Annotated in this window: 13 protein-coding genes; 4 read left to right on the top strand and 9 right to left on the bottom strand. The window is 41.3% G+C overall.

Annotated features, from left to right (window positions below; translation table 11 throughout):
• Window positions 1-27 precede the first annotated feature (27 nt).
• Entirely contained in the window at window positions 28-1,245 is a 1,218-nt protein-coding gene (locus ISX45_RS02445; protein ID WP_194519907.1) for an EAL domain-containing protein, read from the bottom strand.
• Window positions 1,246-1,389: 144 nt separating this feature from the next.
• Between ISX45_RS02445 and ISX45_RS02440 the strand changes: the two genes are divergently transcribed.
• Window positions 1,390-2,178: a C39 family peptidase gene (locus tag ISX45_RS02440; protein WP_181555098.1), complete on the top strand. Its 789-nt coding sequence runs from the start codon at window positions 1,390-1,392 to the stop codon at window positions 2,176-2,178.
• Between the two features lie 188 nt (window positions 2,179-2,366).
• On the opposite strand, the gene fadH is transcribed toward ISX45_RS02440, so the two are convergent.
• Complete coding sequence (gene fadH, locus ISX45_RS02435; protein WP_181555099.1) at window positions 2,367-3,131, bottom strand: 2,4-dienoyl-CoA reductase; 765 nt, start codon at window positions 3,129-3,131, stop codon at window positions 2,367-2,369.
• Between the two features lie 155 nt (window positions 3,132-3,286).
• On the opposite strand from fadH, the gene ISX45_RS02430 reads away from it, so the two are divergent.
• Entirely contained in the window at window positions 3,287-4,171 is an 885-nt protein-coding gene (locus tag ISX45_RS02430; RefSeq protein ID WP_194519906.1) for a metallophosphoesterase, read from the top strand.
• 206 nt (window positions 4,172-4,377) lie between these two features.
• On the opposite strand, the gene ISX45_RS02425 is transcribed toward ISX45_RS02430, so the two are convergent.
• The 3 genes from ISX45_RS02425 to ISX45_RS02415 all read right to left on the bottom strand — a co-directional run bounded on the left by ISX45_RS02425 (window position 4,378) and on the right by ISX45_RS02415 (window position 8,419).
• Window positions 4,378-4,590 (bottom strand): hypothetical protein, encoded by a 213-nt coding sequence (locus ISX45_RS02425; RefSeq protein WP_194519905.1) that lies wholly within the window; start codon window positions 4,588-4,590, stop codon window positions 4,378-4,380.
• Between the two features lie 182 nt (window positions 4,591-4,772).
• Complete coding sequence (locus ISX45_RS02420; RefSeq protein WP_194519904.1) at window positions 4,773-6,869, bottom strand: RNA degradosome polyphosphate kinase; 2,097 nt, start codon at window positions 6,867-6,869, stop codon at window positions 4,773-4,775.
• Window positions 6,870-6,883: 14 nt separating this feature from the next.
• Complete coding sequence (locus ISX45_RS02415) at window positions 6,884-8,419, bottom strand: Ppx/GppA family phosphatase (RefSeq protein WP_194519903.1); 1,536 nt, start codon at window positions 8,417-8,419, stop codon at window positions 6,884-6,886.
• Between the two features lie 115 nt (window positions 8,420-8,534).
• Between ISX45_RS02415 and ISX45_RS02410 the strand changes: the two genes are divergently transcribed.
• Window positions 8,535-8,969 (top strand): YkyB family protein, encoded by a 435-nt coding sequence (locus ISX45_RS02410; protein ID WP_181555104.1) that lies wholly within the window; start codon window positions 8,535-8,537, stop codon window positions 8,967-8,969.
• A gap of 884 nt (window positions 8,970-9,853) precedes the next feature.
• Here ISX45_RS02410 and ISX45_RS02405 read toward each other — a convergent pair.
• From ISX45_RS02405 to ISX45_RS02395, 3 genes are all read right to left on the bottom strand, one after another.
• Window positions 9,854-11,461, bottom strand: a complete 1,608-nt coding sequence (locus ISX45_RS02405; protein WP_181555106.1) for a GGDEF domain-containing response regulator — start codon at window positions 11,459-11,461, stop codon at window positions 9,854-9,856.
• Between the two features lie 69 nt (window positions 11,462-11,530).
• Window positions 11,531-12,436 carry a chemotaxis protein gene (locus tag ISX45_RS02400; RefSeq protein ID WP_181555107.1) on the bottom strand — a complete coding sequence of 302 codons (906 nt, stop codon included), beginning with the start codon at window positions 12,434-12,436 and terminating at the stop codon, window positions 11,531-11,533.
• Between the two features lie 749 nt (window positions 12,437-13,185).
• A complete protein-coding gene (locus ISX45_RS02395; RefSeq protein WP_181555108.1) occupies window positions 13,186-13,836 on the bottom strand; it encodes a glycoside hydrolase domain-containing protein in 651 nt (216 codons plus the stop codon).
• A 167-nt stretch (window positions 13,837-14,003) separates the two neighbouring features.
• Here ISX45_RS02395 and ISX45_RS02390 point away from each other — a divergent pair, with 167 nt between their 5' ends.
• Window positions 14,004-14,576 carry a TetR/AcrR family transcriptional regulator gene (locus ISX45_RS02390; RefSeq protein ID WP_181555109.1) on the top strand — a complete coding sequence of 191 codons (573 nt, stop codon included), beginning with the start codon at window positions 14,004-14,006 and terminating at the stop codon, window positions 14,574-14,576.
• A gap of 74 nt (window positions 14,577-14,650) precedes the next feature.
• On the opposite strand, the gene ISX45_RS02385 is transcribed toward ISX45_RS02390, so the two are convergent.
• Complete coding sequence (locus ISX45_RS02385) at window positions 14,651-15,874, bottom strand: PLL family lectin (RefSeq protein ID WP_228485611.1); 1,224 nt, start codon at window positions 15,872-15,874, stop codon at window positions 14,651-14,653.
• Between the last annotated feature and the right edge of the window lie 65 nt (window positions 15,875-15,939).

Here is a 15,939-nt window from a genome sequence, read left to right as displayed (position 1 = left end):
AGTGAAGAATTTTATTCCGCTCTCTTCTCAATAATGGGCATCTTGCTCAAATAAATAACTATAAGACAAGTCGATAAATAAATAATGATGCTTATCAATTGGATAAGAATACGTACGAATCGTTTCTCCTGTCTCAATATCCGCATACAAATCAGAAAGAATACCTCGTTTGCGCGAGCGCATGCGAATAATATTTTCTAAAAAATACGGGCGCCAACTCCAATTTTTCATGTAATATTGCGGCTGCACTTCCCATGTATTATTTCGTTTAAAAATATTGGCAGACTGTTGAAACCCGTCTTCATCACAAATATAAATTCTGAAACAAACGTCACTTAGCTCGTCTGCGAGGCAAGAGAGGAGTTCATTAAAATTCGCTGCTTTTTTATATTTTGCCAACAAAGCGGCCACTCGCTGTTGAAACTGTTCAGAAATGTTATAGAGCGTTTGCAGTTTTTTCTTTTCTTGTTGAATAAAATGATGGCATTCTTGACGCAAACGGTCTTTTAACACATCACGCTCCAATAAGTATGGAGACGGTTCTGCCAGATAATACCCTTGATAATAACGCCCGCCATTTCGCCACGCATACTGTAGTTGAAAGGAAGCTTCGATGTCTTCATATAAAAGCGTTGCTCCAATTTTTCTTGCCAATAGAGAAATCGAATATAACACATCTTGATAAGCATAATTGATTGAGGTTTTACGCAATTCGCGCAAATCAATTTTTAAAATGTCCGGTGCTAACAATCCAATTCGTTCTAAATTGCTGCTGTATTCTCCAATGTTATCAACTGCAATTTTAATTCCATATGTACGAATATAGGTTAACAAGTGACTCAACTGATTGAAGTCTCCTTTAAAATGATGCTCATTAATTTCTAACACAATTCGCTCAAGCGACAGCCCTTTCGCTTGATACTGAAGAAGCATTTGTAAAAACGATTCAGCGCGGTCAAGCATAAGCAAGTTGGCATCGCGATTAATAAAGATCAAAGCAGTGTCATCATCTATGGAAAGAAAATGCTCGAACGCCTTTGTCGTTACAACTTCATCAACCTCAAGACGAAACTCTTCCGGAATGGTTTCATCTTGGAAAAATGGTCCTAAACTTACGATTTCTTCTCCCGATTGGTATCTTCCCAATACTTCATAGCCGACCACACAATGTTCATCTGCGCTGAAAATTGCCTGATAATATGGAAAGACATGTTGCAAATTTGCCATAATGTCTAGTGCATCCACGCTTCTCACCTCTTTCAGTCACTCACACCATTTTGCCATATTATATCATACTGCTTCGGTTTCATGTCGCCTTTTCTTCCCATCCATAAAGGAAAAAGCAATTGAAATACTATAAACAAACCGAGAAAAATAGGGGGATTGTTCATGAGACATATCAGCATGTTTCTTCTTCTTTTTCCATTACTCGGTTGTTCACCCGGTCATGACCACACACAATTGCCATCGAACACAAGTGTAAATGCTCCGGCGGACAAAGCACATCATCCAGCTTCAAACAAAACGCCGATTGGTCACTTGAGCCAACAGCAGCCAAAAACCGTTCAAACAAAACAGCGAAAAAAAGTGGTTCTTGATGTCCCACTCATTAGGCAAAATCCTGAATTAAAATACGGGTGCGAAGTCACAAGCTTAGCGATGGTGCTAAATTATGCAGGGATAAATATCGACAAAATGACATTAGCGAAAGAAATCAAAAAAGACCTTGATCCGAAAATTCGTAGTCAATCCGGTGATATTATCTCATGGGGAAACCCAGCTGACGGATTTGTCGGCGATATGACAGGCAAAACGAGCGGTTATGCCGTATTTGACGAACCGATTACAGAATTAATGGAAAAATATTTGCCGGAGCGTGCTGTCAATTTAACGGGACGGTCATTCGATGAATTGCTAAAATACGTTGAAAATAAACATCCTGTTGTTGTTTGGACAACAGGGGACTATCGCTTACCTGACCGTTGGGAAAGCTGGAAACACGGAAATCAGACCATAAAAACACCGCTCGACTTACATGTGGTTGTCCTTGTTGGATTTGACGATCAGTCCGTTTATATTAACGACCCATTATGGGGGAAAAAAGCCCATAAAGTTAACAAACAACAATTTATTCGCTCATGGATCGCTTTACAAAAACGTGCGGTTTCCTATCACTAGGAAACCGCACGTTTTTATGGAATGAATCTGCCTCTTTCTTTTTCATGCCTAGCAAGGCGAACGGCTTTCTTGTGCCGAACAGGGATTTATCCAAACTGCAAACACTTCTGATACAAAGAGCATCCAACTTCGAGAGTTACATACATTGTGCTTCTTATTGTCCAACTCGTCTTACAACGCTTTTCTGGTTAAAACGGATGTCGATTCAGCCATTGTCCCCCATCCATCGTAATGCATTCCCCATTAATATACGAAGCATCATCGGACAGTAAGAATGAAGCAAGTGCGGCAATTTCTTCCGGCGTGCCAAGGCGCCCAAGCGGCACGCTCTCAAGCGTTCGCCTTTCTGCCTCTTCTGATTCCCAAAGACGTTCTGCTCCGCCTGTTCGCTCAATCGGTCCCGGAGCGATGGCGTTAACGCGAACCCCATATTTTCGTCCCCATTCCACGGCGAGCGTCCGAGTCATCGCCAATACACCCGCTTTGGCACATGCAGAATGAATGACACCAGCTCCCGCGTTCCAAGCATATGTAGCAACCATGTTGATAATGGAACCTTTTTGTCCTTTTTGAATCCAGTAATTTCCCACCTCTCGGCTGCAATAAAACGTACCGTTTAACACAATATTAATGACGCTGTTCCATCCGTTAATCGAAAGCTTTTCAGCCGGACAAATAAAATTGCCTGCCGCATTGTTAATGAGTGCATCAATTCTTCCAAACTCGCTATCGGTGCGCTTCACCATTTCGGCCACCAGCTCTGGATCCCGCACATCCATTTGAATCGGCAATACCTTTCCGTTTGGCGATTCAATTTCCTTTTTTGCTTCCTCAAGTGCTTCGAGCCGCCTCCCAGTAATGACGACATTGGCTCCTTCTTCAACAAATCGCTTCGCCATATATTTTCCCATACCGCTTGAACCGCCAGTGACGATAATGACTTTTCCGTTCATCCTTCTCCCCCTCACCAAAATGACTGATTATTCATTCACATTTATCTTACTACAAATATACAAAATTTTCTAACATTGTTTTCGTCCATTTGTCGCTTTTCTATTTTTCTTTTTCCATTTATAATAAAACTAATTGTGAAAGGACGGCAAAAAAGATGGAACGTCTAGAAGTGACAAAAATGAATCGAAGAACGTTTCTAAAAAAAAGTATATGGACGGGAATCGGAGGAATGATTGCAACATCGTTTGGTTACTATTACGCTCGATTTATTGAGCCGGCGCGACTGACCGTTACCCATCATACGATTTTTCATCCGCTCATCCCCAAGGGATTTACCGGCATCAAGCTTATTCAATTTAGTGATGTCCACCTCGGCCATTATTACGGGTTACGCCGCTTTGTGCATACGGTTCAAAAAATCAACGAGTTGCAACCGGATATTGTGCTATTTACGGGAGATCTGCTGCACGAGCCAAATAAATACGCTCATATCGATGACGTCATTTCCGCTCTCGCTGGCATTCGCGCTCCTCTTGGGAAATTTAGCATTTATGGAAACCATGATCATGGCGGATATGGAACAGATACATATCGTCACATTATGAACAAAGCGGGATTTCGCATGCTTGTCAATGAGCATGTGATGATTGAGCTTATGGATAAAAGTAAAATTGCCATCGCCGGCGTGGATGATATGATGCTTGGAAACCCGAATTTTCCTGAGATGTTAAAAAACATTCCTCCCTCTACGTATACGATTGTTTTACTACATGAACCAGACGGTGCGGCAGAAACAAGCCGTTATCCTGTTCACCTACAGTTGTCTGGACATAGCCATGGCGGACAAATTCAGCTTCCGTTCATCGGTCCACTCATTACCCCACCGCTCGCCACCAAGTATTATGAAGGATTTTATCAAATTGGCGATTTAACGTTGTATGTAAACCACGGGCTAGGAACGACGAGAATGCCGCTTCGTTTTCTCACTCCACCTGAACTCACCGTTTTTACATTAAAGCATCAACCACCCGTATCATAGGGTGGTTGATTTGTAAAAGTACATACGCGATAGCGAGTATGGCAATACTTCCAATAACGAAGCAGCAATGTGAAAACAGGCGTTTCGATATTGTCTGTCACAGCAGTTGAATCCTCTTGCAATGCAAAACGCCAAAAAGGGTAATGTACCAAAAAACACGAGCGCAACGGCAACGATTAAAACGCGACACGCTTGTAAACCACGCTTCAAACCAATAGTGACAATACGGCACCAAAAGCTCTCCCTAGCGCCATTGTCCCAAGCCTCACGACGCTCTTCCCTTTCGCGCCGACAGCGGTCCCATCCCCACGATCAGACCGAGTCCGCAAACAAGCAGCCCACTGATAAGAGAAAGAGCGATATACGTCATCCCTTTCGCTTGTGAGTAATTGAACGACTTTCTTACTAAACATAGACATCGTTGTGTATCACCGTAATCCCTTATACCAATGGCTGCCTTTACCTAATCAGGAATCATGTAATAAACGAACCAACGATATTTATCACCTATGTCGCGATCAATATCGCTGACGATATAGCGGATGACGACACCAGCCGCTTGAGCTTGCCATTTTCCGTTCATACTGATATTTTATTTATTTTATTCTTCATCTTCGCTGACTCGATACGCCATATTAAACAAGATGAGCTGGCTATTGATTTTCTCTTCCCCATCGGCACACTTGACATAATGATAATCCCCGTTTTCGTCTTGCTCCCGCGCTTTTACATTATCAGCAAGCATAATCGATAAAATTTTCATAATCCGCTGTTTCAAGTGCTCCGCAAAAATCGGAACTAAAATCTCCACCCGTTTTTCCATGTTGCGCGTCATCATATCAGCCGAAGATAAAAACACTTTCTCTGCCCCATTATGATGAAAATAATAAATGCGGCTATGTTCAAGAAACCGCCCAACGATGCTGCGGACACGAATGTTTTCGCTCACACCCGGAATACGTGGTCGCAAACAGCAAATGCCGCGAACGATTAAATCAATGGTTACCCCTGCTTGCGAAGCTTCGTACATCTTCATAATCAGCTCTTTATCGGTCAACGAGTTCATTTTCGCAATGATGCGCCCGTTACCATATTGTCGATGGAAGCGAATTTCCTCATCAATCAAGCGGATAAAATCGCGACGAAGATCGAACGGAGCTACCGATAAATGGTGAAACTCTGGCTTTTCCATATAGCCGCTTAAATAGTTGAAAAAGTTCGTCGCATCTTCGCCAATTTCACGATTGGATGTAATCAATCCTAAGTCGGTATACAGTTTCGCGGTCACATCGTTGTAGTTGCCGGTTCCTAAATGAACAAATCGTTCAATTTTCCCGTTTCGCCGCCTGACGACAAGCGTAATTTTACTATGCGTTTTTAAATGAGTAATGCCATAAATCACGTGGCATCCTGCTCTTTCTAACTCTTTTGCCCATTGCACGTTATTTTCTTCGTCAAACCGTGCCCTCAGCTCCACAAGAACGGTCACTTGCTTGCCGTTTTCCACTGCGCGTTTCAATGCCTCAATAATCGGCGAATCGCCGCTCACCCGATACAACGTTTGCTTAATCGCCAACACGTGCGGATCATCCGCCGCATCAGACACAAAATCAATGACCGGTTCAAACGACTCGTACGGATGATGGAGGAGAATATCTTGTTGTGACGCTTTTTCGAAAATATCTTCATCCGAATCTAAGTCTCTCGGCGGTTGCGGAATGAGCGTTTCGTATACTAAGTGCTCTTTAAATGTCGATAGCTCTTTATAAAATTGAAATAAAAAGGTTAAATCAAGGGGACCGTCAATTTGATACACATCCCTTCCATGAATCTTTAACTCATCTAATAAATACATGAAAATAAACGGGTCAAAACCATGTTTGCTCATTTCGAGGCGAACCGCTGCTCCCCATTTTCGTTTTTTCAATTCTTTTTCAATCTCTTTCAATAAATCGCGCGCTCCCTCTTCGTGAATCGTTAAATCAGCGTTGCGCGTAATGCGAAATTGCGTAACCGACACAACGGTATATCCTTTAAATAATATATCAATATGCGCTGCAATCACGTCTTCAATCAAAATATATACAAAGCGACCTTGTTCAGATGGAAGGCGGATAAAGCGATGCAAAACCGATGGAACTTGGACAATAGCTAGCTTCCTTCGCTTCTCTTCTTCTTGCTCATCCTCTAACACAATCGCTAAATTCAAACTTTTACTGAGCAACGTCGGAAACGGACGATACGCATCGATAGCCATCGGTGTTAAAACTGGAAAAATTTGTTCAATAAAGTAATGTTGCAAATAATCCCGCTGTTCTTTTGACAGTTCGCCCATCGAAACAAGCGAAATGTGTTCCTTCTCCAACATCGGTAAAAGCACATCGTTATAAAATTGATATTGTACCCTCACCAATTCGTGTACTTTTTCGGAAATTTTCTTGAGCTGTTGCTTCGGCGTCAATCCTGCTTTATTCTCTGGCTTATTAAGTCCTGCTTTTACTTGGTCTTTTAATCCAGCCACGCGCACCATGAAAAATTCATCCAAATTCGAGCTGAAAATCGCTAAAAACTTTAGCCGTTCCAAAAGCGGATTCCTCTCATCAAACGCTTCTTGCAAGACACGCTCATTAAACGAAAGCCAGCTTAATTCTCGATTGTTATAATAGTTAGGATTGTTCAGTTCCGCTCGTTGTCCCATATAGTTTCCCTGCCTTACTTTTGTTGAAAACGTAATTCAATCGGGTGCTTCAATACTTTTTCTAAATGCTTTTTATTTTTTTCCGCTTGGTATTCTTCGGCACGAAAATCGCCGCAACAAATCACCTCAATGAGAATGCTGCCGTTTTGTTTCGAAAGCTGAACCGTTTGAACAATGTTTCGCTTCGTTTCATTTAGGCTATAGACAAATTTTAAGAGCGCTCCGAGAAAGCGGATCGTTCTTTGTTCTTCCTTTGTGAACCAATGCTGAAATGGTTCGATATATTGTTTAAATACAGTTCTATTTTTATAGGAAGCCATTAATGCTAGCTTAACGCGATCTTTATGCATCAATCCGTCAATCGTACGGTTCGCAAGTATATAAAACGTATGTTGGCTACTCGACTCTTCATCAATGTATTGTCCTAAATAAAAAACATGGGCAGCCCATTTGACATCACGCACATCATCATCCGTTAACGGATATAAGTCAAGACGGCGAATTTGTTCAATGAATTCCGTAAGCAACCGATTGACATAGTGAACGTGATGAACGTCGATGTCATAGTCTTGGGCAAGTTCAAAAAAACTCTCTTGGAGAACGCTCGGAAAAATCGGTGTACCAAACGGTTGCATCCCTTCTTCATAAAATATGCCATCACGCAATCCTTTGCGACTTAGTACAAAAACGGGAGCATCCACCACTTCATACAATACACGAAACACTTCAAGTGCCGGAATGATCGTATCAGCGCGATCTTTCGATAGTCCCTCGAGCTTTTGAATGTCTTCGAACGCCAAAGACGTTAACAATCTTTCGACCTCCATTAAATCTTTTTGATTCATCTCATATTGATGGACGCCAGCCAGCGGATAATTTTTCATAAATTGATGAACTTGCACAACGTTTCTCGCGCTTCCCCCCATTGCGATGATGGGCACACGTTTACGAGAAATCCACGGTAATAATTGAAATTGCTCCGTCAAATAGGAAGATAGACGTTGCAATTCTTCTTGTGTCGGAACGTTTCCTGAGACGAATGCTTGCTTGAGTGACAATGCACCAAATGGAAAGCTTTCATAGTGAACAAGCTGACGATTTTTGTAATACGTGATTTCCGTGCTTCCTCCGCCGATGTCAATCGTCACCGCCTCAGGAATCGGTGTTGAATTCACAACCGCAAGAAATCCGTAATATGCCTCTTCCTCTCCCGTTAACACACGAACGCGAAAATCGGTATTTTCTTCGACTAATCTGATAATTTCATTCTGATTTTTCGCTTGGCGAATCGTTGCGGTTGCCACGCATTTGACTCGCTTTAATTGATGATATCGTGTAATCTCTTGGAAGCTTCGCAACGTATCAAGAAGAATCGCAATCCCTTCGTCTGTCAATATATGATTATAATTTAAATAATTGCGAAGTCGTGCAACCGCTTTCACATTTTCAATCTCTCGCAACCGTCCGCTTTTACTTCGCTCATAAATGACTAACCGAATCGTATTGGAACCGATATCGATAATACCATATTTCTCCTTCACGTCATTCATCCTTCATCTATTATCATTTCTTATTTTTGTATTATATCAATGGAAAAGGTTGCAAACAAACGTTCATACGGTATAATAAAGATATTAGACAAGCCTAATGAAAAGGAGAGCAAGTATGGAACGCTTGGAACCAACGATAGACAACTTGGCGAAGGCGATTTTCACCGTTAACCGCCATGCCAAAACCGCTTTAAATCCTTCTTTTTTATATCTTTTAAAGAAAAAAACGATCGCCAAACTGCTTAAAGAAGGTAAAGCGAGAAAAGTCGGCTTACATTTTTCGCGAAACCCGAAATATAGCCAACAACAATCCGATGTCCTTGTCGCGATCGGCGATTACTATTTTCACATTCCTCCGACAAAAGAAGACTTCGCGAATCTCCCGCACCTTGGCGCATTAAACGACTCGTATCGCAATCCTGTCACAAGAATGCCGCTTTCCCAAGCAAAAGCATTATTGCAAGCTTATACCGGAATAAAAGAGCTTCCACACCAGCGAAAAAAGACGTATCAGAAACCTGTTTTTAAACGATTAGGCGAGAGCTACTAAGAAAAGCGCAAGCGCGTCCCAATTTCCTCCGAAAACTGTCCACGTCCTGTGGGCGAACGGCGAAATGTCGCCATCTTGATCCCTGCGATAGGCAATGTTCTTCACCCGCAGGACAGTTTGTCACCTATAGGTGGACTGGTGTGCCTCCGAGCTCTCGAGCATCACGTTTCAAGCAATGCTTTGCACAATTTTGTATCGATACCGATTCAAGAATTAAACTGGTTGCGAACGGAGCCAGACAGTTCTCTTTTTTAAAATAAAAATTCGACTTTCCTAACCTTTAAAAATGACCACTCGAAAACAGCAAACCCTTTCATCTCCACACAATACCATTCCCGTACATATGATTTCTCTTTCTTCTCAGAAATTTGTTCGTGCCGTTCCTGTTTTTATAGCACCTGTAAAATCGTCTTTGATAGTTTGACTTAGTGGATATGTCTTAATGAAATAGTCACTTTCCCCAAGCGATAATCCCTTTTCTTTTTTTAATGTTTTTACTGATAATGAGCAATTTAAATTCAAGTATTTTCCATTCAAAGGCAGAAAAAAGACAAATAGACTGAGCGAATCCAGTTTCGAAAGTGCTTATCTGCAATGTACGAATTCGCTCTTGAATCGTTTCATTCACAAGTAATGGTAAAAAAATGATCTGGAAATTCCAATAGCACTTGTTGCTCAAGAGAAGAATCAAAGGAGAGATCGGCTTCTCTGTGACTTCCTCCTTGTAGTGAAATTGCGGAACAATGCTCGGTGATATCGTTCTTTATAATCAGCGATTTGGCGTCGATGTTGATTTTCAAATGCTTTTCATATAATTAGGTATATGCAAAATGACAATAGATTGTGAACAACCACTGCTACCTAAAATGCTTCTATGCACACATTTAACTCATCCTTTTCATCATTTGGCAAATTCTTTCCTCTAATTCCAACAGTTTAAACGGCTTCGTAATATAATCGTCAGCCCCTAATTCAAGCGCGCGGGCAATATCTTTTTCACTTTGTCGCGATGTTAACATAATCACTTTATAGCGTTCAGCTCCTTTTTGTGCCCGTAACCACTGTAATACTTCAATTCCGTCCATTTTCGGCAGGACTCCGTCTAAAATAACTAAACAAGGAAGTGTATCCTGATGCCACGTTGATTCAATAAAAGAAACCCCATCTTTAAATGATCGGACATCATATTTTACATTGATTTCACACGGTGATTTTTCTAAAATATCGGTAATAATCGTCCTCATAATTGCATCATCATCGACAATGGCAATTTTGATTAATTTTTGATAAGGCTCCTCTTTCGAAGGTTTAGCGACTTGCACACGGTTTCTTCCCGCTTGTTTAGCCGCATATAACGCATGATCGGCAAGCTGCAGCCAATATTCAAGAGGCCTATTTCCCTCGCTGATTTCCACAATACCGGAAGAGAAGGTACACGAAAACGTCTTCTCTCCTTGCTGAAATAGTACGTTGCTAAATTTTGTCCGTATTCGTTCGATAATCAAACAAGCTGTATCAATGTTCGTTTTCGGGAAAAGAAGAAGAAACTCTTCACCACCAAATCGAACAACCGTATCTCCTGCTCTCGTTTCCTGACGGAGAAAACGAGCAAACTCTTTTAGCACTGTATCCCCGGCAAGATGTCCGTAATGGTCATTTACCTTTTTAAAATAGTCTAAATCGAGCACAGCCAAGCAATAAGACTCTTTAAAGCGCGTTATATCGCTTTGTAATTGCTCATACACTTGCTTTAAATATTTCCGGTTATATACATGAGTTAACTCATCTAGCAATAACAGTTCATCAATGAGCTTTTTTCGTTCTAATTGACGTTGGATTCTTACAATCAATTCATCCATATCGAACGGTTTGGCAAGAAAATCGTCAGCCCCCAGCGCATAGCTTTTCAGCCGCGTTTCTTTTTTGTTATCGTCACTAATAATCATGGTCGAAATAAATTGCTGTTTAAGCTTTTCGTTTAACATCTCAAGCAGCTCAAATCCGTGCTTTTCTTTCGTAGAAAAGTGAATGACAATACAATGAGGACGCATATCGTAAAAGAATGACACGACTTTTTCCGCTTGAGCTACTGCGATGACATACCATCCCATCGTTCCGAGTTTTTCTTTCATATGCATTAAAAACGTTGTATCATTACCAACCAACAAAATAACCGGTTGCTCGCCCTGTCCTTTTCCTTTCAAAACAGATGTAGGAGAAACGAATCCTTCATTTTCATAACATAATTTTACAATTTTAAAAATGTATTGTTTGACTTCTTCCACAGTCCATTGTTGTTTGTGCTGTTCGTCTAAATCGTTCATTAGTTGACGTGCTTCCATTCCAATTTCATCAAGCCCAATAACGGCAGCTGTTCCAGCAATGGAATGAAGAAAGCGATATAACTCAGTATAAGAAACTACCCCAACATCCTCCCATTGCTCCAACTTTTTTCGAACATTTTTTAAAAAGTGCCCCTTATACTTATTCATTCGCACTCCCCTGCTTTAATATTTTCTATCCGCATAATATAAGGCTGCCCTGTAGTGTTGGGACAGCCCCTAAAGAACATGTTTGTCAATGACTTTCACTAACTCTCCGATTTCTGGCTTACTTACTTGTGCGGTTGCTCCAACTTGCTCTCCTTTGTGACGAAGGTCATCGGTAATGAGCGAAGAGAAAATAACAACGGGCAGATGCTTTAGCTTGTCATCTTCGCGAATGCGCTTCGTGAAATGGTGTCCATCCATTTGCGGCATTTCAATATCTGTAATCACAAGCTGCACTTCATGTTCAATCGGTGTTCCTTCATTGACAATGGATTGCAAGTAATGGAGCGCATCTTCGCCGTTTTCAAAAAACTCAACAAAGGTGTATCCTGCTTCTGTTAACGTATCGTGCAGCAGTTTTCTCAACAATGGTGAGTCTTCCGCGACAACGAGCTTTTTATTCGAACGCTCTCGCTTTCCGAGTTTTTTAATTTGCTCAATATTAATTCCTGTCTCTGGGTTAATGTCAACAATCATTTTCTCAAAATCAAGCAATAAAATCATATGTTCCTCTAATTTAACGACACCGATAATTTGTCCCTCTAACCCTTGATACATTTGTGACGGCTTTTCAATTTGTTTCCACGAAATGCGATGAATCCGCGTCACGTTATGTACATGGAATACGACTTTTTGCTGATTAAATTCAGCGACAATAAATTTGTCAACGTGCGGCTGTTCCGATGGTGGAAAATTGAGTGCTTTTGCAACGTCAACGACTGGAAGTACCTCGCCGCGCAATTCAATAATCCCTTCGACATAGGCATGAGAATGAGGGACTTTCGTAACAGGGACACGATTAAGAATTTCTCTTACTTTCATAACATTAATCGCGAACTTATTATTCCCAATTAAAAATTCAACAATTTCTAGTTCATTTGTACCACTTTCTAATAAAATTTCTCGTTTTTCATTCATTTTCTACTACGTCCTTCCTTATCTAAAATAGTCTATATTTATTATATTTGGTAATAAGTTAATAAGAAACCTTTTTTCATTATATTTTTCATGAAGTTGACTAAAATAATAGTATGGTCATAAACAAGAGTGTGAGACAGCGGAGAAATTCAGGCACAAACGGAAGCATATCATTCCTGCCACATGAAGAGAAAACGAATTTTTAATAGTGAAGTCATGTGAAAGTCTAAAACATTAGCAACACTCAATGTGATACGACTTACTCGTTTGGTCGACACTTCCTCTTGTGAAATCATCCATTTTCCAGTAAACAGAAATACGATCAGTCTGATTTAAGAGTGCACGTTTTTCAAAAAGATACAGGCGAAGATATCCCTGTTTGTCATTGTTTCGATTGGACAAGAAAAGCATAAAAGAAGCCCTCCAACAACGGCGGCATCCTCTTCATGACATTCGTGTGTATGCCAAAGCAAATCACTGCGCTTGTGAGGTAATAATCCACAAGGAAGCTGCTGTCCCGAGAATGTTTCCTCATTCCCTCGATAATAAAAGAACGCAAGCACTCAATTTCGCCTGAAAACTGCTCACATCCTGCGGACAAACAGTGAATGGCGGCATCCTAGCTCCGGAATTGCCAAATGTTCTTCGCTCACAGAAGGATTTGATTAGATAAAAAGAAAACTTTAAACGTTTATATTCCCTCAATATTTTTAAAAAATAAGGTTACAACATTTTTATTGTAACCTTGTTTAGTAAAGAAACTCTAATAAACGGCGGTCAGCTAAATTCGTATCAATTGGACACGTTTCTGCATCGCGACCGTATTGCCATGCCCATACATTCGCTTTGCAATTCGGTGTAGCTGGCTGATATTTTGGCGCTTTTTGTTCTTTCGTCGTTCCCGGTCTCGGTGCCGCACTCCAAATCATCGTTTGAACAGCCACTTGATTATTTTGTTGAACAGCCTCGCAATAAGCGTTAGAAAAATCTCCTTTCGTCGGGTCAGCATATAATCCCGGTCGATACCCCGTTGGATACAAGGTCTCTACCCAGCCGCGAATCCACCCTTCATCAACCGGGAAATAATCTTCAATGTTGGCAAACAGTACTTTGTTCTTAGGAATACCAAGACGGCGTGCGTGGAAAATAGCATTACGTGCTGCTACTTGGCCATTTGCATATCCAACTGCCTCACGAAAGACATTGTAAATCGGCATTACTTTTATACCATAGTTTCGAAGTAATGTGATTTCCTCTTTGTTTAGGCCATCGGACACATTCGGTACATCGGTTAAGTAACGCCCCCAAAATTTTGGATAACCAAATTCGTTTTTTACACAATAAAATAGCTGCTCCGTGGCCCTTGCCGCAGAATCAACACCCCAAACAGCTCTCGCCATCTTCTTCCTCCTTTTTAGCTCCCGTTCTTTTTCATGTATATGACGTTATAAGCCTGTTTCATACAATAGTTCTAACCGTTGGAAACACGAACTAGAAAAAAAAGATTATAATAGGAAATATAGGCTATTAAATAGGAAATATAGACTATTCTCGTTGGAGGGTTTCGATGAATAGACAAAAACAGAAAGAAAAAATAAAAGCATTATTGCAACAAAAGGCGATTGATTTATTTCGGACACAAGGATACGAAAAAACGACGGTACTGCAAATTACAGAAAGTGCTGGAGTGGCCAAAGGAACATTTTTTAATTATTTTCGCACAAAAGAAGACATTTTGTCTTCTATTAACAGACAGCATATGAGAACAATTGAAGGAGAGTTTCGTAAATGTATGAACCATCGCAGTTCATTTGAACAGCTACATACATTTCTTACAAAGCTAGCAGAAATTAACGAACAACTTGGAAAAGAGCTTATTAAATCCGTCTGTTTTTTTTCAAAGCAAGAAGAACAAGCAACGATTCAATTATTAGTGGATATGATTGTTCCCCTTTTTGAAAAGGGAAAAGCGGCAGGAGAATTACGCAACGATGTGCCCACTATCAAACTCGCTTTAACATTTATTCAATTATATGTAGGAGTGCTGCATTACTGGTGTTCTCAGCCTTCTTCTCCTCCTCTCATTCAACTCATGAATGATGCTTTTCTAATTTTTTTTACTGGGATTAAAAAAAACTAGCGAAAGGAGATTCCACCGCTGAAAAACGATCGAAAAAACACGCTGGCTTCTCTTTTGCCAAGCGTGTTTTTCTCTCAGTCTCGAAAACGATGAAGCAACTGATTGTTTTCACCGCGAGCAAAAACATCAAGGCGACCGCGTCCCCAAGAAACCGCCGCTGGTTCTGAAGCGATTTGGCCGTCAAGGCGAAGAAAGTTACTCCAACGACGCCCGTCCCAATATTTATAAATAAGTTCGTTATTTTTTCCTCTTGCAAACACATCAAGTCGATGTTCTCCTGAAGAGGCAGCAGTTGGACTTGAGGTAAGGCGTCCTCCTAAGTCTTCCCACTCGCTCCAACGGATGCCGTCCCACCATTTATGGACGAGCTGACGTTTCGGACCACGCGCGAACACATCAATGCGATTTCTTCCCCACGAAACTGCACCAGGTGCTGATGTAATGACTCCTCCCAAGCGTTCCCACTCGCTCCAACGGATGCCATCCCACCATTTATGCACTAAATTTCGATTTTCATCACGGGCAAAAACATCAAGCCGGTTCACTCCCCAAGAGGCTACCGCAGGGCTGGAACTGAGTACACCTCCTAAATCTTCCCACTCACTCCAACGGACACCGTCCCACCATTTATGGATTAACTGATAGTTCGCTCCGCGGGCAAACACATCAACGCGATTTCTCCCCCATGAAACAGCAGCTGGAGAGGAAGTTAACACCCCTGAAAAGCTCTCCCACTCACTCCAACGGACACCGTCCCACCACTTATGAATTAAATTCCGGTTCGTCCCCCTTGCAAACACATCTAACCGATTAGGCCGCCAAGACGCCACCGCCGGACCAGATGTTAAAACTCCCCCTAAGTTTTCCCATCTGCTCCAATCCTGTCCGGGTTCATAGCCGATTTGTTTAAGTACAGCTTGAATAACGGTTTTGACGATTTTTTCGATTTCTTGTTCTGGAACACGGTACGCTTCAAGAACAATAAACATCCATGGCGCTTTCGTTTTTAAAAATTGAAAAAGTCGCTGAATTCGTTGTTGAAATGAACCGCCTGTATCACTTTTATGTTCGAGAACCGTTTGCACAATTACGCGAAACATATAACGCGATACATTGCGCGGAACATAATATTGTTGCAACTCCGTATATAATGGCTGCAACGCCGGACGAATCATTCGCCAAATGTCTTCGAGTTGCTGATTTCGCTCCGCTTGTTGACGGGTATAATAATCGATTAGCATTTCCGTAAATCCCGGTACATACGATGGAAATGCACCATACGGATCAAGGCGGTACATATGCGACCCTCCTTTAATGAAAAGTCTGTCATTCTATTGTATGACGCTGTCCAAACGACTAGCCC

It is taken from the genome of Thermaerobacillus caldiproteolyticus, from assembly GCF_015326725.1.
GTDB lineage: Bacteria > Bacillota > Bacilli > Bacillales > Anoxybacillaceae > Thermaerobacillus > Thermaerobacillus caldiproteolyticus.
This window is presented reverse-complemented; position numbering and strand designations above follow the sequence as displayed.